Origin of the sequence: Methylovorus mays (assembly GCF_020531915.1) — a bacterium.
In the GTDB taxonomy this organism is placed as follows: Bacteria; Pseudomonadota; Gammaproteobacteria; order Burkholderiales; family Methylophilaceae; genus Methylovorus; species Methylovorus mays.
The window spans coordinates 188,359-205,503 of the sequence record NZ_JAJAVG010000003.1 but is presented as its reverse complement, the minus strand read 5'-3'; the positions used below and the strand labels follow the sequence as shown (position 1 = coordinate 205,503).

Below are 17,145 nucleotides of genomic sequence, written 5' to 3'. Positions count from 1 at the left end.
GGATAGTGCAATGGAAAGAAGGTAGTGCAGGCCAGGATGAGACCACCTGAATAATCACATGGACCCAGCCTGTCGGCAGCAAGCAACTCCGAAGATGTGATCTGGCAACACTACCGCAATGTGCCGATATAGCGCTTCTTGACCGTATCGACGGAAGGGGCGGCGGCCTCGGTTCGGGCAGGGACTTGCTCCCCATTTAGCAAAGCCTGATAGCGTAGCGCCTGGCGCGCCAGTTCGTCATTGCCCTGTTCAACCGCGAATTTGATGATCGCACGGGCATATTCTTCATTCTGCGCCATCCACTCGATATCAATGACACGGTTGGCAACCCGACGCAAGGAAACATAGAGATGTGCAGCAATCGCTGTTTTTTCAGTGTCCGCCATCAGACGATACGCTCCGCATGTTGGGAAATATCCAGCCCATCTTCCTCATCTTCGGCACTCACCCGCAGCGGACTCATCAGGTTCACAAACAAGAGGATCACCCAAGTGCCAACGCCGCTATATACCAGGGTGGCAATCACCCCTGTGGTTTGCGCGATCATGTTGCCATGCATGCCACCCACGACGGGATTCGCCAGCAAACCGGTAAGCAAGGCACCCACAATGCCGCCTATGCCATGAATACCAAATACATCGAGCGCATCATCCGCGCCCAATACCTGCTTCAGGCCCGTGGCGCCCCAATAACAGGCGATCCCGGCCACCAGCCCGATGATCAAGGCGCCACCTGCATCCACAAACCCTGAGGCGGGTGTAATCGCGACCAGGCCCGCCACAGCCCCCGAGCAAGCGCCAAGCAAGGTCGCGCGCGACTTCACCCACCACTCCAGCGCCATCCAGGTTAATACCGCCATGGCAGTCGCCACTTGCGTGACCAGCATGGCCATGGCGGCGCGACCATCCGCAGCTACGGCAGAGCCTGCGTTAAATCCGAACCAGCCGACCCATAGCAGGGAAGCCCCGAGCAAGGTATAGGTGAGATTGAATGGCGGAAAAGCGACCCTGCCATACCCCGACCTCGGCCCCAGCACGTAGGCACAGACCAGACCGGCAATACCCGCGTTGATATGTACTACGGTACCACCCGCAAAGTCGAGCACGCCCTGCGCAGCCAGCCAGCCGCCGGGTTCCCACACCCAATGCGCAACCGGCGCATAGATCAGCAAGCTCCATAGGGCGATAAAAAGCAGCATCGCAGGAAAGCGGATACGCTCGGCAAAGGCGCCTGTCAGCAGGGCTGGCGTAATGATGGCAAACGTGAGCTGAAACATGACAAATACAGCTTCAGGTACGCTGGAAGCGATATGGCTGACGCTGATCCCGGTGCCATCCGGGCTGAAACCCAGGCCATGCAGCAACGCACGATCAAAACCGCCAATAAAAAAACTGGATGGCGTGAACGCCAGGCTGTAACCCACTACCACCCAGACCAGGGTGACCACACAGGTGACCGCCAGACTCTGGAAGGCGGTCGAGAGCACATTCTTTTTGCGCACCATGCCTGCGTAAAACAAGGCAAGCCCGGGAAGGGTCATCAGCAGCACCAAGGCCGTGGCAGTCAGCATCCATGCCGTATCCCCGGCACTGATCTGTGTCACCGGCACCATGCCGGGGCCGCCAGATGCGGCATGGGCGATCACGGGCATTAACCCGGCCAAGCTGCCAACGCCCAGCCTTACACCCGCCATCTTGCTGCTGACTGCCATCAATATGCCCTCACCTTCTGCTTTTTGCCCGGTCTGACGTCTACCGGGCGCTTCTTTCACAAGCATATTGACGCAAAAGCCATGCCACCAATAAAAAACCCGGCCATCAGCCGGGTTTTTCAAGCCAAACATTAAGCGATCAATCAGCTCAGTTTGCCATGGCACTGCTTGTACTTTTTACCAGAACCACATGGGCATGGATCATTACGCCCCACCTTGATGCCTTCGCGCTCAAAGGGCTGACTCTCTTCGGCAGCCGATGCATCGGCAATCGCCAGTGGATCTTCACTCACGCTGGCACTCGCATCAAAGTCAGCATGCTGATACTGTACGTTTTCCAGTTCCACCGGCTTTTCTACGGCTTCGACATCAGCTTCATTACGCACTTGCACCAGCATGGTGATCTGGGTGACTTCACGTTTTACGGTATCCAGGAGGGCAGCGAACAACTCAAATGCTTCGCGCTTGTACTCCTGCTTGGGATTTTTCTGCGCATAAGACCGCAGGTGTATGCCCTGACGCAGATGATCCAGCGCTGCCAGATGCTCGCGCCAATGGTTATCCAGGCTTTGCAGCATCACAGCGCGTTCAAACTGGCGCATGACATCGGCACTGGCCTGTTGCTCCTTGGCGGCATACGCTGCCTCCGCCGCATCCAATACATGCTCACGCAGGGTTTCTTCATGCAGGTCAGGATTCTCTTCCAGCATTTTTTGCAGAGGAATATCCAGACCAAGATCGGCCAGCAGGACTTTCTCCAGGCCTGCAATATCCCATTGCTCCTCCAGCGTGCCGGGCGGAATATGGGAAGCAAAAATGTCATTGACCACATCTGCACGCATGGCAGCGATGGTCTCGCCCACATCGGCGGCTTCCAGCAATTCATTACGCTGCTGGTAGATCACCTTACGCTGATCATTGGACACATCATCGTACTCAAGCAGCTGCTTGCGAATATCGAAATTGCGGCCTTCCACCTTGCGCTGTGCATTCTCGATGGCGCGCGTCACCCATGGGTGCTCAATCGCTTCGCCATCCGGCATTTTCAGACGTTCCATGATGGCGGATACGCGATCAGAAGCAAAAATACGCAGCAACTGGTCTTCCAGCGAGAGATAGAATCGGCTGGAACCTGGGTCACCCTGCCGGCCAGAACGGCCGCGCAACTGGTTATCCACGCGGCGTGATTCATGGCGCTCAGTACCAATAATATGCAGGCCACCTGCAGCCAGCACAGCGTCATGCTGCTTCTGCCAATCGGCCTTGATGGCGGCGATACGGGCTTCCTTGTCAGCGTCGCTCAGGCTTTCATCGCTGCGCACCAGCGCAATCTCTGGCTCAGGATTGCCCCCCAGCACGATGTCCGTACCACGGCCCGCCATGTTGGTAGCAATCGTGATGACGCCAGGACGGCCCGCCTGCACAATGATCTGTGCCTCGCGCTCGTGCTGCTTGGCGTTCAGCACCTGGTGCTCCAGCTTGGCTTCATTCAGTAGATGCGAAATCAGTTCGGAATTTTCAATCGAAGTGGTACCCACCAGCACTGGCTGCCCACGGCTCTGGCAGTCCTTGATGTCTTCAATAACGGCACGATACTTCTCGCCTGAGGTGCGGTAGACCTTGTCCATCATGTCTTTGCGTTGCATGCCACGATGGGTAGGAATCACGACGGTTTCCAGACCATAGATCTGGTTGAATTCGTAAGCTTCGGTATCGGCAGTACCGGTCATGCCGGACAACTTGCCATACATGCGGAAATAATTCTGGAAGGTGATGGATGCCAGCGTCTGGTTTTCTTTCTGAATCGCCACGCCTTCCTTGGCTTCAACCGCCTGATGTAGGCCATCGGACCAGCGACGACCCGGCATCATGCGGCCGGTGAATTCGTCCACGATCACGATTTCGCCATCGCGTACCACATAGTGCTGATCGCGGTGGAAGAGGGATTGCGCGCGCAATGCGGCATACATATGGTGAACCAGACTGATGCTGGCGGCATCATAAAGACTGGCACCTTCGGACAGCAAACCGGCCTCGGCCAGCAGCTGCTCGGCATGCTCATGCCCGGCTTCTGACATCAGGACCTGATGGGATTTTTCATCCACCCAGAAATCACCCTCGCCCTCTTCTTCCTGCTGACGCTTGAGCTTGGCGGCGATGCCATTCATCTGCACATAGAGGTCGATGCTGTCATCGGCCTGACCAGAGATAATCAGCGGAGTACGGGCTTCGTCAATCAGGATGGAGTCGACTTCATCAATCAGCGCATAGCTGAGACCGCGCTGCACGCGTTCCTGCGAGGTGAACACCATGTTGTCGCGCAGGTAGTCAAATCCGAATTCGTTATTGGTACCGTAGGTGATGTCAGCGGCATATGCCTCTTGTTTGGCATCATGTGACATCTGCGAGAGATTGATACCGACAGTCAAGCCCAGGAAATTGTAAAGACGGGCCATCCACTCGGCATCCCGTTTTGCCAGGTAATCGTTGACGGTAATGACATGCACGCCCTTGCCGGTCAGCGCATTCAGGTAGGCCGGCAATGTGGCCACCAGGGTTTTACCTTCCCCGGTACGCATTTCAGCAATCTTGCCGGCATTCAGCACCATGCCACCGATCAACTGCACGTCAAAGTGACGCATGCCCAGAATGCGGCGACTGCCTTCCCGTACCACCGCAAAGGCTTCCGGCAACAGCTTTTCCAGCGATTCGCCGTTTTGATAGCGCTGCTTGAACTCCTCTGTTTTCGCTTTCAGCTGTTCATCGCTCAGGCCCTGCAATGCAGGCTCCAGTGCATTTATTACCTGCACATTCTGTGCGTATTGTTTGACCAGCCGCTCATTACGGCTACCGAAAATTTTCTTGAACAGCGTGGATAACATGCAATAACACCAACTTTCCGCCCCAAGGACGGAAACCTCTAGGTTGACTTAAACAGTTTCTGGATATGTAACAATGCCAGCAACAACGCGCATCCACCCATGATGGACGACTTAATTCAGCAAATATTTCCTTGGGTCCAACGGAGCGCCATTCAGGCGCACCTCAAAATGCAGATGGGCACCTGTAGAACGTCCGGTAGTACCTACTCTGGCGATCATTTGGCCTTTTTCAACCCGGTCACCCACCTTTACCAGCAATTCGGAGGCATGGGCATACCGTGTTTCCAAACCTGCACCATGGTCAATCTTGACGATTTTACCATAATCGGGCGTCAGCTCTGACGTCGTCACAATGCCCCCGGCAGCCGCGTATATAGGGGTTCCTACTTCGGATGTAAAATCCAGCCCTTCATGAAAGGCCATCTTGCCGCTGAAGGGGTCCAGGCGCCAGCCGTAACTTGAAGAGTTATACGCGCCATTCACGGGATGACCATTGGGAAAAGCACTTTTCTGCAGGTTCTGCTGCATCATGAAGGCTTCAATCGCGCTTAACTGGTCCTGCTTGCGTTCCATCTCGAACAAGAGTTCGGATATCTTCCCCTGCAATTGCGGGACATCCAGTCCATACGCGCGCACTTCGGGGCCGCCGCGCCCAGGTTCGGGCTGCGCGTCTACAGGAGTGGATGGCGAGATACCCGCCATGCCGGAAAGTCGCTCGCTGGTCGCATCCAGTCGCATCATGCGCGCCTGCAATTCACCAAGCTGCATGGCCAGGGCATCAATGTGTTCTTGTGTATTGGGGGAAACAAGGTGCAAGGCGGCGGGAATAAGCGCCTTGACGCCATGGTGCTTGCCATCTGCCTGTGGCAGAATAAGCAGGGATGTGAGCAGGGCTATGCCTGCTATCAAAAGCGCCAGAAATAGTACGACTTGCCCCAGAGTGAGAACCCTGGGTTTTGCCATTGTGTCAGAGACAATAATGATATTCACGCAATTCCCCTTTGAGAGCCCATCGGCATGCGCAAGCTGAACGCGTTATTCAAAGATAATGCCAATCTCGAAGCATTGACCAGCTTGTCGGACAGTTTGACTGCCTCTAAAAACGCCTGGAATGCCGTGGTGCCTGCTCAGCTGGCGCGCTATACGCAACCCGGTGTCATCAAGCACAAGCGCTTGACCGTGTATGCCCATAACGGCGCAATTGCGGCAAGACTGAAGCTTTTATTGCCAACTTTAATCAGTGGGCTGCAAAAGCAAGGGGTTGAAGTTACTTCAATTCGGGTGGAAGTGCAAGTGCAATCTGGCACGCGTGAAACACCCAAAATACTGCGTACATTGAGCGCGCAAGCCGCAGAAAACCTGGATGATCTGGCACAGAAACTCAAAGGTTCCCCGCTGGGGGAAGCGCTGAGCCGACTGATCAGCCGGGCAGAAAAATAAGCCTGCCCCTCCCCCTTCTGAAACTAATCTCTTAACGCAAGCTCTGATCAGACTATGGAATTTTTGTACTATCTGGCAGCAGGTGCTGCAACCGGCGTGCTGTCTGGCCTTTTCGGCATAGGTGGCGGCGTAGTCATTGTATCCATCCTCGCTTATCTGTTTGCAGGCCTGGGGTTCCCCGAGAGTCATATCATGCACATGGCGCTGGGCACTTCGCTCGCCAGCATTGTGTTTACGTCGCTGTCATCAGCACGAGCCCATCATCGCAAGGACAATGTGGATTTCCCCCTGGTCAAGCAACTGGCACCCACTATCGTGCTTGGCACCTTGATTGGCAGCCTGCTGGTCGCGCAGATACACAGCCATGCCCTTCAAGCGATTTTTGCAATATTCCTCACGGCGGTAGCATGCCAGATGTTATTCAAACTAACCCCAAATCAGGCCCGACGTGCCCCTGGCCCTTGGCTGAATGGGGTCATGGGTATCGTCATCGGCTTTATCTCCAGCCTGGTGGGCATCGGTGGCGGCACGGTATCCGTCCCCTATCTGCACTATTGCAACATCCCCTTGAAACGCGCCATTGGCACCTCTGCTGCCATCGGCCTGCCTATCGCCATGGCGGGGACCATAGGCTATATCTACACGGGCTGGAACGTGTCCGGCTTGCCCACCAACAGCCTGGGCTTCATTTACCTGCCTGCGCTGGCGGGGATAGCACTGGCCAGCATTATCACCGCTCCCTGGGGCGCGGCCCTGGCACATCGCTTGCCGACGCCGATTCTGCGCCGCCTGTTCGCCTGCCTGCTGCTGGCACTCGGACTCAACATGCTGTGGAAAGTCATATGAGCGGGGATGCAGCATGAGCCTTGATACCAGCAAGGATACCGTGATTGAAGTCAGCAGCCTGTACAAGCACTTCGATCAGGTCACCGCGATTAATGGCCTGGATTTCACCGCTCGGCGGGGAGTGACCACGGCATTGCTCGGCGGCAATGGCGCAGGAAAAACGACCACCATCGCCATGCTGCTGGGATTGCTGCTCCCCAGCAGTGGCAATATCCGCATATTGGGCGAAGACATGCTGAAGCACCGGCACCGCCTGTTACATCGCATGAATTTTTCATCGCCTTATGTCGACTTGCCACAGCGCCTTACCGTGCGGCAAAACCTCACGGTCTTCGGGCATCTCTATCGCCTGCCCGCACTGAAGCAACGCATTGCCAAACTGGCAGAAGATCTCAACCTCAGCCAACTCCTGGATCGGCCTTACGGCAAACTCTCCGCAGGACAGAAAACCCGCGTTTCCTTGGCAAAGTCGTTGATCAACGAGCCGGAAGTCCTGCTGCTGGATGAGCCGACGGCCTCGCTGGACCCGGACACGGCCGACGCCATCCGCACGCATCTGGAGCAATATCAGCAACGCACCGGCGCCAGCATATTGCTCGCATCGCACAACATGACCGAAGTCGAGCGCATGTGCAGCGATGTGATCATGCTGCGCGCAGGCAAAGTCGTCGACACCGGTTCGCCCGACGCCTTGCTGGCACGCTACGGCCGCACCTCCATGGAAGAGGTCTTTATCGATATCGCACGGGACCGCGCCCCACAATGAGCAAACAAGACATCCATTATTCACCGCGCCGCATCGGCGCCATTGTGCTGCGCCATCTTTATCTGATGCGCACTTCCTGGCCGCGCGTGCTGGAAATGGTCTACTGGCCTACGGTGCAGATGATCCTGTGGGGCTTCATCACCCTGTTCCTCAAGGAAAACAGCCATTACGTAGCGCAGGCAGCCGGCATTCTGCTCTCTGCCGTGCTGCTGTGGGATGTGCTGTTTCGCAGTCAACTCGGCATTGCCCTGGTATTCATGGAAGAGATGTGGTCGCGCAACCTGGGGCATCTCTTTGTCAGTCCCCTGCGTCCTTATGAAATGGTCTCGGCGCTAATCGTCATGAGCCTGATCCGCACCCTGATCGGCATTGGTGGCGCGGCGCTGGTCGCCATTCCGCTGTTCCATTACAACATCTTTGATATGGGGTTGCCGCTCATCGCCTTCTTTTTCAACCTGATCGCCATGGGCTGGGCCGTGGGTTTGCTGGTGTCCGGCATCGTCTTGCGCTACGGCCTGGGTGCCGAAAGTGTGGCCTGGATTGCCGTGTTTGCCATTCAGCCCTTGTGTGCGATTTACTACCCTGTGTCTACCTTGCCGCACTGGCTGCAGCCGGTAGCCTGGGCGTTGCCTGCCAGCCACGTGTTTGAAGGCATGCGCGAGCTGCTATTGCAAGGTACCTTCAATATGCATTATCTGGTCAATGCCATGCTGTTGAACATTCTGTATCTGGGTGGTGGCATCGCCGCCTTTCTGGGCTATTTCCGCGCCGCTCGCCGCCGCGGATTGCTGCTGCAAATCGGCGAATAAGCGCCAGCCCTCCACCCGTCCTGCCGGAGTCCTCATGCATTCCCCTGAAACCATCCCGTCCGCCTGGGCCGAGTTGTTACCAGAACTGGCACAGCAGTACGCCAGTATTCGCGAGCAGCTGCGCGACGAAACCGATATACGGCCTCGGCCCGGCCTGTGGTTTGAGGCATTACGAGCAGTCAACCCGCAAGAGACACGCGTCGTCATTCTGGGCCAGGATCCCTATCACGGGGAGGACCATGGCATACAGCAGGCGCATGGGCTGGCGTTTTCGGTGCCCGAAGGTGTGCGCCCGCCGCCGTCACTGCGCAATATCCTCAAGGAACTGGCGAGCGATATTGGCGAGCCGCATATTGAGGGCGGCAACCTCAGCAACTGGAGCAAGCAGGATGTGCTGCTGCTGAATGCCTCGCTGACGACGCGCGGCGGTGAAGCTGGCGCACATGCGTCCTACTGGCATGCCTTTACTGAACGGTTGATGACATGGCTCGGCCAGCGTGAGCAGCCCCTGGTGTTTATCCTATGGGGCAGTCACGCGCAACGCCATAAATCCCTGATCGCCCCGCAGCACCGCATCATCGAATCCGTTCACCCCTCGCCGCTTTCCGCACATCGCGGATTTTTTGGCAGCCGGCCATTCAGCCAGACCAACGCTGTGCTGGCCGACTGGGGGCAAACGCCCATACACTGGTAAGCCAGCCTGACACATGCCTCGCGGACAATAAAAAACGGCGCCTTATGCGCCGTTTTTTATTGAAAGCTTAAGCAGAGATTACTTGCTGTAGCGTGCCACGCTGGCCAGGATTTCCGCCTTGGCTTCATCGGTGCCAACCCAGCCGCCAACCTTGACCCATTTGCCTTTTTCCAGATCCTTGTAGTGCTCAAAGAAGTGGGAGATAGGTGCCAACTGGAACTCAGGGATATCCTGATAGCTTTTCACATCCTTGTACTGCGGGCACACCTTATCGACAGGCACGGCCAGCACCTTGGCATCCACGCCACCGTCGTCTTCCATGGTCAGCATGCCAATCGGGCGGCAACGAATCACCACACCGGGCTGCAAAGGAATAGGGGTAATCACCAGCACATCGGTCGGGTCACCATCTTCTGCCAGGGTATGGGGAATATAGCCATAGTTACAGGGATAGTGCATGGAGGTGCCCATGAAACGATCCACAAAAACCGCGCCGGATTCTTTATCCACTTCAAACTTGATCGGCTCGCCGCGCATCGGGATTTCGATGATGACGTTGAAATCGTTGGGGATATCCTTGCCTGCTGGCACATTGTTCAGTGACATTACTTGATCCTTTATCAAAAATAGGGTGATTCAGTTGTTATTTTAAACCAGCGTCTCGAATTTGAGCTGATCAGCATCGTAGGCTTTCATTTCGCCGTTAATGATGTCGAAATACCAGCCATGCAGCTTGATGAGCCCCTGTTCAACACGGGAGCGGATGAACGGGAATGTTTGCAGGTTTTCCAGCGAGACAACGATACCCGCCATCTCGCAGGCACACAGCTTGTCATCTGCCGTCTCATGCCCATGCTCGGCATTCACGCGGTCAGCCGCCCGCTTGGCCATACCGACCCAGGGCTTGATGAATTCGCCTTCCATGCCTTCAGGAATGCCCTCAAACAAGGCCTTGATACCGCCGCACTGGCGATGCCCCAGCACGATGATGTGCTGGACTTCCAGCGCGCAGACGCCAAACTCCAGCGCCGCACTTACGCCGTGGTAGCCGCCCCCCTTCTCGTAGGGAGGAACCAGATTCGCTACGTTACGCACCACGAACAAATCGCCAGGTTTGCAATCCAGCACGATGGCCGGATCCACCCGGGAATCTGAACAGGCAATCACCAGCGTGCTGGGCTTTTGCCCCTGGCTCAGTTCGGCAAACAATTGCTGCTCGTCCGTGACGAAGTAGTTGTCGTGAAAACGACGATAACCATCGATCAACTTCTGAAAATCAGTCATGCAGGTCTCTTTCTTCAATTGTGCCCGGCACTCCTCAACCACCCAGGATGGGATCATGCGTAGCGCCAGATATACCAGGCCGGGAATGATGATCAGCTCATCCAGTTGGCCGATAACGGGAATAAAATCAGGTATCAGGTCAAATGGCATGACCAGATACGCCAAGGCCAGCCACAGCAATGCCTTGGCTGCCAGCGGCGTCTGTGGATGCGCCAGCACCCGCTTGTAGACCTGAAACTCGGTCTTCAGCGTGCTGGCGAGCTGTTTCAGCTTCTGTTTCAGCTGGACAACTCGTGGCCCGTCAACTTGCGATAGGCTTCGCGGTATTTGTCCGCGGTTTTCTGCGCAACTTCGGCGGGCAGTTCAGGGCCGGGGGCAACTTTGTTCCAGCCAGTGGATTCCAGCCAGTCGCGCACATATTGCTTGTCAAAGCTGGGAGGGTTGCTGCCAACCGCGTATTGCTCGGCTGGCCAGAAACGCGAGGAATCCGGCGTGAGCGCTTCATCAATCAGATAAAGCTCACCAGCGGCATCGAGGCCAAACTCAAACTTGGTGTCGGCGATGATGATGCCGCGTGTCAGCGCATAGGCAGCGGCTTCGGTATAGAGCTGAATACTGATGCGGGCCACTTTTTCGGCCAGCGCTTTGCCCAGCAGCTGGGCGCATTTTTCCAGCGTGATATTTTCGTCATGGTCGCCCATCTCTGCTTTGCTGGATGGGGTGAACAAGGGCTGTGGCAATGGCGAAGCTTCTTGCAAACCTGCTGGCAGGGCGATGCCGCATACGGTGCCCGAGGCTTTGTATTCTTTCCAGCCAGAACCCACCAGATAGCCGCGGACAATGGCTTCGATCGGCAGCGGCTTCAGCTTTTTGACCACCAGGGCACGCCGCGCCAGCTGGGCTTTTTCCGCAGGATCTGACACCACGCTTTCAGGCGCAATGCCGGTCAGGTGATTGGGCACGATATGTCCCAGCTTATCAAACCAGAAATTGGCAATCTGGGTCAGCACGGCACCCTTGTCCTGAATCGGTGTTGGCAAAATCACATCGAAAGCTGACAGGCGATCAGTCGTCACCAGCAGCATAGTTTTGTCGTCGATGTCGTAAATATCCCTGACCTTGCCCTGGTTGATCAGAGGCAGGCTGTGAATGCTGGATCGCATGAGAGGTGCTGTCAAAACGGATTCCTTAATCAATATGCGTTAATGCGGTCTGTGGCACGGTTATCTGAATCACGGCGCTATTTGGATTGCAGATCCGTGCCATCGGTATATGGGAAGCGCACGTGGCCGTAACGCACCAGCAAAATCGCCATGGCGATCAGCAGGATGGAGGCCGACACAGCAAAAATACGCCAGGCATCCAGCTCCTTGATATCCAGTACCAGATAGCGCGCCAGGGCAATAATGCCGATGTAGAGCGGATAACGTACTGGCAGCTTGCCCGAACCCAGGTAATGGTTGAGCATGGTCATGACTTCCAGGTAGAGGAACAGCAGAAGCAAATCGCCCACTGTGACTGCCCAGGCCTGCCAGATATGGGCGATCTGCTGGTAGGTAGCGACCACCGTCGCCAGCGCGATCACAATCAATACAATCTGCTCAACAATGCCCAGGCCATACTGGCCAAGGCTGCTAAATTTATTTGGTCTCATGCTGGCGCTCCCCAAGGTTTTTTACTTGATATTGTCTTTTTGCCATGAACGGCTGCCTCAGACTCACAAGGTGAATCCCGGCATGCTGGCCTGAGCGCTATTTTACCTTACAACCACACCCGCACGATATGCAGATAAGCAAGCACTTACGCAACAATCACAATCCCCTAGCGAGGCTGCACCAACGCGGTCAACTCGCCTTGCCGATAGCGGCGGGCCATCTCGGCGCATGCCACAGGCCGTATCCGCGACGCCTGCCCGGCCGAGCCAAATGCCTCGAAACGCGCCCGGCAAATGCTGGCCATGCCCTGCGTGGCAGCCGTCAGCAACTTGCGCGGATCAAGCTCGCGATTGTGCTGTCCGCCATGCAAAAATTCGCGGGCTGACCCAATAAACGCCATGCGCAGATCAGTATCAATATTCACCTTGCGCACGCCATGCCGTATGCCCTGCACAATTTCATCCACCGGTACACCGTAGGTTTCAGGGATATCGCCACCATGGGCATTGATCAGTTGCAGCCACTCCTGCGGCACCGAGGATGAACCGTGCATGACAAGATGGGTGTTGGGCAAGCGGGCATGAATGTCACGTATGCGCTCGATGGCGAGGATATCGCCGCTGGGCGGCCGACTGAATTTATAAGCGCCATGCGAAGTACCAATGGCAATCGCCAAGGCATCCACATTGGTAAATCGTACAAAATCGGCGGCCTCTTCCGGATCGGTAAGTAGCTGGCTGTGGTCCAGGTGGCCTTCGGCACCCACACCATCCTCCTCGCCTGCCATGCCGGTCTCCAGCGAACCCAGCACCCCGAGCTCGCCCTCCACGGACACACCAACGGCGTGGGCAATATCCACTACCCGACGCGTCACTTCCACGTTGTAGGCAAAATCCGCAGGGGTAGAGGCGTCTTCACGCAGTGAGCCATCCATCATCACGCTGGAAAAGCCCAGCCGTATGGCCTGCACGCAAACATCCGCCGAGGCGCCATGATCCTGATGCATGACCACGGGAATATGCGGGTAGGTTTCAATGGCGGCCAACACCAGGTGCTGCAGGAATATCTCGCCTGCGTATTTACGTGCCCCCGCGCTGGCTTGCAGGATGACCGGGCTATCCACCGCATCGGCAGCCTGCATGACCGCCTGTATCTGTTCCAGGTTATTGACGTTGAACGCAGGCAGGGCGTAGCCGTATTCGGCTGCGTGATCCAGTGCCTGCCTGAGAGTAATGAGTGCCATGGCAAACTCCTAACTTTGGCGATGTTCCCCTACTTGGACAAGTTTCATGGTATTGGTGCTGCCAGCCTTGCCGATAGGCTGGCCAAAGGTCAGCAAAATATAATCCCCGTTGGTCACCACGCCCCGCGATACCAGCTCTTCTTCTGCATCAAACAGGATACGGTCAATATCATGACTGCCCACCTCCATGCGATACGGGTAGACCCCACGGCATAACGTCAGCTTGCGCCGCGTGTTTTGCTCTGGCGTCAACGCATAGATGGGCACATTGTTGTTGGCGCGCGATAACCAGATGGCCGACTTGCCCGATTGCGTCAGTGCGGCTATCGCCTTGACGTTGAAATGCCGCGCGCTGTAGCTGGTGGCCATGGCAATCGCTTCATCGATTTCATCAAAGGTATCGCGTCCCAGGCGACGCACGCTGTCGTCGTAGTATTCTTTCTCGGCCTCCTTGCACACGCGGTGCATGGCCGACACGGCTTCCACCGGAAACTGACCGGCCGCGGTTTCCGCCGAGAGCATCACTGCATCGGTACCATCCAGCACGGCATTCGCCACATCCGACACCTCCGCCCGGGTTGGGATGGGGTTGAGGATCATGGATTCCATCATCTGCGTGGCGGTAATCACCAGCTTGTTCTTGGCACGGGCCAGCCGGATCATGCGTTTCTGCAAACCGGGCACCACGGCATCGCCCACTTCCACCCCCAGATCTCCCCGTGCCACCATGATGACGTCGGCCGCATCCACAATCTCCTCCAGCGCAGGTATCGCTTCTGCCCGTTCGATCTTGGCGACGATATGGGCATGGCCGCCTGCCGCCTGCACCAATTGTCGCGCCAGTTCGACGTCCGCCCCGCTGCGTGGAAACGAGATGGCGATATAGTCGGCGCTCAGGGCGGCAGCGGTCTTGATATCCTCGCGGTCTTTTTCCGTGAGCGCTTCGGCCGCCAAGCCGCCGCCCAAGCGGTTAATGCCTTTGTTATTGGATAGCAGGCCACCCACCTTGACCGTGCAATAGACGGCACTACCCTCAACCGAATCCACGGTAAGCACGATACGGCCATCGTCCAGCAGCAGCACGGTACCGGTCACCACTTCCTGTGGCAGGGTTTTGTAATCGAGTCCGACACGCGATTGATCGCCCAAGGGGCAATCTGCATCCAGAATGAAGCTGTCGCCGGGACGCAGTAGTATCTTGCCATCGGCAAACTTGCCAATACGAATTTTGGGGCCTTGCAAATCGCATAACACGCCCACCGAGCGCCGTCGCGCCCGCGCCAGCTCCCGCACCAGTTCCGCCCGGGCAATATGGTCCGTCGCCTGCCCATGTGAAAAATTCAGCCGCACGACATCCACACCGGCATCCAGCATGCGTTCCAGCACGTCACGCTCACTGGATGCGGGCCCCAGCGTCGCCACGATCTTGGTTCTGCGTAATTCCATTGCTACCTCCTGAAGTGGTCATCGTCTGCGGACCGCAAACACTGCCACCTGAAACCAGATTACAAATAACGGCCGCCCATAAAAAAAGGGGCGCGAGCGCCCCTTTTGCTGAATACCCGCGCAATAACTGCTTAACCGCGTGCGCGTGCCTCCAGGATTTCGACTGCTGGTAGCGGTTTGCCTTCCAGAAACTCCAGGAAAGCGCCACCCGCCGTTGAAATATAGGACACCTTGTCATAGATATCATACTTCTGAATCGCGGCAATCGTGTCGCCGCCACCCGCCAGAGTAAACGCCTTAGTCTGGGCAATGGCTTCCGCGATACGTTTGGTCCCTTCACCAAACTGATCAAACTCAAACACCCCTACCGGGCCATTCCAGACCACGGTGGCAGCATTCATGATGATCTCCGCCAATTCCTCAGCAGATTTCGGGCCAATATCAAAAATCATCTCGTCTGCGGCCACGTCACTCGCGTCTTTCAGCACCGCAGGCTCGTTGGCATCGAATTGCTTGCCGACGACCACATCCACGGCAATCGGCACGGCTGCACCACGTGCGGACATTTTGTCGATCAGCGCCTTGGCTGTGGGCACCAGATCATCTTCGCACAAGGACTTGCCGACTTCATGTCCGGTGGCCTTGAGGAAGGTGTTGGCAATGCCACCGCCAACAACCAGTTGGTCGACCTTTTCAGCCAGGCTTTCCAGCACCGTCAGTTTGGTCGACACTTTGGAACCGCCGACAATCGCCACCATGGGCCGGGCCGGACAGAGCAGGGCTTTGCCCAGCGCATCCAGTTCCTCTACCAGCAGAATGCCGGCAGCGGCCACTGGCGCAAACTTGGCAACCCCGTGCGTGGAAGCTTCTGCCCGGTGCGCAGTACCAAAGGCATCCATCACAAATACATCGCACAGCTTGGCGTATTTTTGTGACGTTTCATCGAGATTCTTCTTCTCGCCCTTGTTAAAGCGACAGTTTTCCAGCAGCACCAGTTCACCGTCAGCCACCTCAAAACCACCATCCATCCAGTCCTTGATCAGGCGCACAGGCTTACCAAGCTTGGCAGCAATGACATCAGCAACCGGCTTGAGCGAGTTCTCTTCGGAATACACGCCCTCTTCCGGACGCCCCAGATGAGACGTCACCATGACCTTGGCGCCTGCCTGCAGCGCGTGCTCGATGGTGGCCATGGATGCGGTAATACGGGCATCCGAGGTCACTTTGCCGTCCTTGACCGGCACATTGAGATCAGAACGAATCAGGACCTTTTTACCCTTGAGGTCCAGATCGGTCATTTTGATGACTTTCATGCCCAGCTCCTTATTTAGCGACGTGCTGCACCAGGCGCATCAGGTTGCAGGTGTAGCCGTATTCGTTGTCGTACCAGGCCACGACTTTGACAAAGGTCGGATCAAGCTGAATGCCAGCATCGGCATCAAATACGGATGGACAGGTTTCACCACGGAAATCAGTGGACACCACTTTTTCTTCGGTATAGCCCAGCACGCCTTTTAGTTCGCCTTCAGCAGCGGCTTTCATCGCGGCGCAGATTTGCTCGTAGCTGGTTTCTTTTTCCAGTTCTACGGTCAGGTCGACCACGGATACATCCGAGGTTGGCACACGGAAGGCCATGCCAGTCAGCTTTTTGTTCAAGGCAGGAATCACCTTGCCCACGGCCTTGGCAGCGCCGGTGGACGAAGGAATGATGTTTTCCAGAATGCCGCGACCACCGCGCCAATCCTTGTTGGATGGGCCGTCGACGGTTTTCTGCGTTGCGGTGGCAGCGTGCACCGTGGTCATCAGGCCGCGCTTGATGCCGAAGGCATCGTTCAACACCTTGGCTACCGGTGCCAGACCATTGGTCGTGCAGGAGGCCGCCGATACAATCGCTTCGCCCTGGTAGCTGGCGTGGTTAACACCATAGACAAACATGGGGGTATCGTCCTTGGAAGGAGCCGATTGCACCACTTTTTTGGCACCCGCATCGATATGCTTCTGGCAGGTTTCCTTGGTCAGGAAGAAGCCAGTACATTCGATCACGATATCCACGCCCGCCTCATCCCACTTGAGGTTGGCCGGGTCCTTTTCGGCGGTCAGGCGGATTGTCTTGCCGTTCACCACCAGATGATGGCCCTCGACGGCGACATCACCCTTGAATTTACCGTGCACGGAATCATGCTTCAGCATATAAGCCAGATAGTCCGGCTCAAGCAGGTCATTGATCGCGACTACTTCAATATCGGTGAAATGCTGGGATGCTGCACGAAACACCATACGGCCAATGCGGCCAAATCCATTGATACCAACCCTGATTGCCATTTGTCTTCCCTTTCCCTGATAAAGAAAAAGGGAGCCAACACTAGACT

17 protein-coding genes are annotated in these 17,145 nt (G+C 56.3%); 5 read left to right on the top strand and 12 right to left on the bottom strand.

Annotated features, from left to right (window positions below; all coding sequences use genetic code 11):
• Nucleotides 1-110: 110 nt before the first annotated feature.
• The 4 genes from LG203_RS01555 to LG203_RS01540 all read right to left on the bottom strand — a co-directional run bounded on the left by LG203_RS01555 (nt 111) and on the right by LG203_RS01540 (nt 5,583).
• On the bottom strand, nt 111-386 hold the full coding sequence (locus LG203_RS01555; protein ID WP_230344190.1) for a hypothetical protein: 276 nt from the start codon (nt 384-386) through the stop codon (nt 111-113).
• A complete protein-coding gene (locus LG203_RS01550) occupies nt 386-1,777 on the bottom strand; it encodes an ammonium transporter (protein ID WP_230344189.1) in 1,392 nt (463 codons plus the stop codon). The genes LG203_RS01555 and LG203_RS01550 overlap by 1 nt, the downstream gene beginning before the upstream one ends.
• Before the next feature lie 77 nt (nt 1,778-1,854).
• On the bottom strand, nt 1,855-4,593 hold the full coding sequence (gene secA / locus LG203_RS01545; RefSeq protein ID WP_230344188.1) for a preprotein translocase subunit SecA: 2,739 nt from the start codon (nt 4,591-4,593) through the stop codon (nt 1,855-1,857).
• A 111-nt stretch (nt 4,594-4,704) separates the two neighbouring features.
• Complete coding sequence (locus LG203_RS01540; protein WP_230344187.1) at nt 4,705-5,583, bottom strand: M23 family metallopeptidase; 879 nt, start codon at nt 5,581-5,583, stop codon at nt 4,705-4,707.
• Nucleotides 5,584-5,610: 27 nt separating this feature from the next.
• Between LG203_RS01540 and LG203_RS01535 the strand changes: the two genes are divergently transcribed.
• The 5 genes from LG203_RS01535 to LG203_RS01515 are packed head-to-tail and all read left to right on the top strand — an operon-like array spanning nt 5,611 to nt 9,148.
• A complete protein-coding gene (locus LG203_RS01535) occupies nt 5,611-6,033 on the top strand; it encodes a DUF721 domain-containing protein (protein ID WP_013441323.1) in 423 nt (140 codons plus the stop codon).
• A 54-nt stretch (nt 6,034-6,087) separates the two neighbouring features.
• Nucleotides 6,088-6,879 (top strand): sulfite exporter TauE/SafE family protein, encoded by a 792-nt coding sequence (locus tag LG203_RS01530; RefSeq protein ID WP_230344186.1) that lies wholly within the window; start codon nt 6,088-6,090, stop codon nt 6,877-6,879.
• A 13-nt stretch (nt 6,880-6,892) separates the two neighbouring features.
• Entirely contained in the window at nt 6,893-7,645 is a 753-nt protein-coding gene (locus LG203_RS01525; RefSeq protein ID WP_230344185.1) for an ABC transporter ATP-binding protein, read from the top strand.
• A complete protein-coding gene (locus LG203_RS01520; RefSeq protein WP_230344184.1) occupies nt 7,642-8,454 on the top strand; it encodes an ABC transporter permease in 813 nt (270 codons plus the stop codon). The genes LG203_RS01525 and LG203_RS01520 overlap by 4 nt, the downstream gene beginning before the upstream one ends.
• 34 nt (nt 8,455-8,488) lie before the next feature.
• Nucleotides 8,489-9,148 carry a uracil-DNA glycosylase gene (locus LG203_RS01515; RefSeq protein WP_230344183.1) on the top strand — a complete coding sequence of 220 codons (660 nt, stop codon included), beginning with the start codon at nt 8,489-8,491 and terminating at the stop codon, nt 9,146-9,148.
• 78 nt (nt 9,149-9,226) lie between these two features.
• Here LG203_RS01515 and ppa read toward each other — a convergent pair whose 3' ends face one another.
• The 8 genes from ppa to gap form a co-directional block, all read right to left on the bottom strand.
• Nucleotides 9,227-9,754, bottom strand: coding sequence for an inorganic diphosphatase (gene ppa / locus LG203_RS01510; RefSeq protein ID WP_230344182.1), 528 nt, complete (start codon nt 9,752-9,754; stop codon nt 9,227-9,229).
• 42 nt (nt 9,755-9,796) lie between these two features.
• Nucleotides 9,797-10,651 (bottom strand): carbonic anhydrase, encoded by an 855-nt coding sequence (locus tag LG203_RS01505; protein ID WP_328486282.1) that lies wholly within the window; start codon nt 10,649-10,651, stop codon nt 9,797-9,799.
• 59 nt (nt 10,652-10,710) lie between these two features.
• Nucleotides 10,711-11,610 (bottom strand): phosphoribosylaminoimidazolesuccinocarboxamide synthase, encoded by a 900-nt coding sequence (locus LG203_RS01495; RefSeq protein ID WP_230344181.1) that lies wholly within the window; start codon nt 11,608-11,610, stop codon nt 10,711-10,713.
• 62 nt (nt 11,611-11,672) lie between these two features.
• Nucleotides 11,673-12,086, bottom strand: coding sequence for a phosphate-starvation-inducible protein PsiE (locus tag LG203_RS01490; protein WP_230344180.1), 414 nt, complete (start codon nt 12,084-12,086; stop codon nt 11,673-11,675).
• A gap of 167 nt (nt 12,087-12,253) precedes the next feature.
• A complete protein-coding gene (gene fba, locus LG203_RS01485) occupies nt 12,254-13,330 on the bottom strand; it encodes a class II fructose-bisphosphate aldolase (protein ID WP_230344179.1) in 1,077 nt (358 codons plus the stop codon).
• Between the two features lie 9 nt (nt 13,331-13,339).
• Nucleotides 13,340-14,776, bottom strand: a complete 1,437-nt coding sequence (gene pyk, locus LG203_RS01480) for a pyruvate kinase (RefSeq protein WP_230344178.1) — start codon at nt 14,774-14,776, stop codon at nt 13,340-13,342.
• A 131-nt stretch (nt 14,777-14,907) separates the two neighbouring features.
• Nucleotides 14,908-16,089 (bottom strand): phosphoglycerate kinase, encoded by a 1,182-nt coding sequence (locus LG203_RS01475; RefSeq protein ID WP_230344177.1) that lies wholly within the window; start codon nt 16,087-16,089, stop codon nt 14,908-14,910.
• Between the two features lie 10 nt (nt 16,090-16,099).
• Nucleotides 16,100-17,098, bottom strand: coding sequence for a type I glyceraldehyde-3-phosphate dehydrogenase (gap, locus tag LG203_RS01470; protein WP_230344176.1), 999 nt, complete (start codon nt 17,096-17,098; stop codon nt 16,100-16,102).
• Between the last annotated feature and the right edge of the window lie 47 nt (nt 17,099-17,145).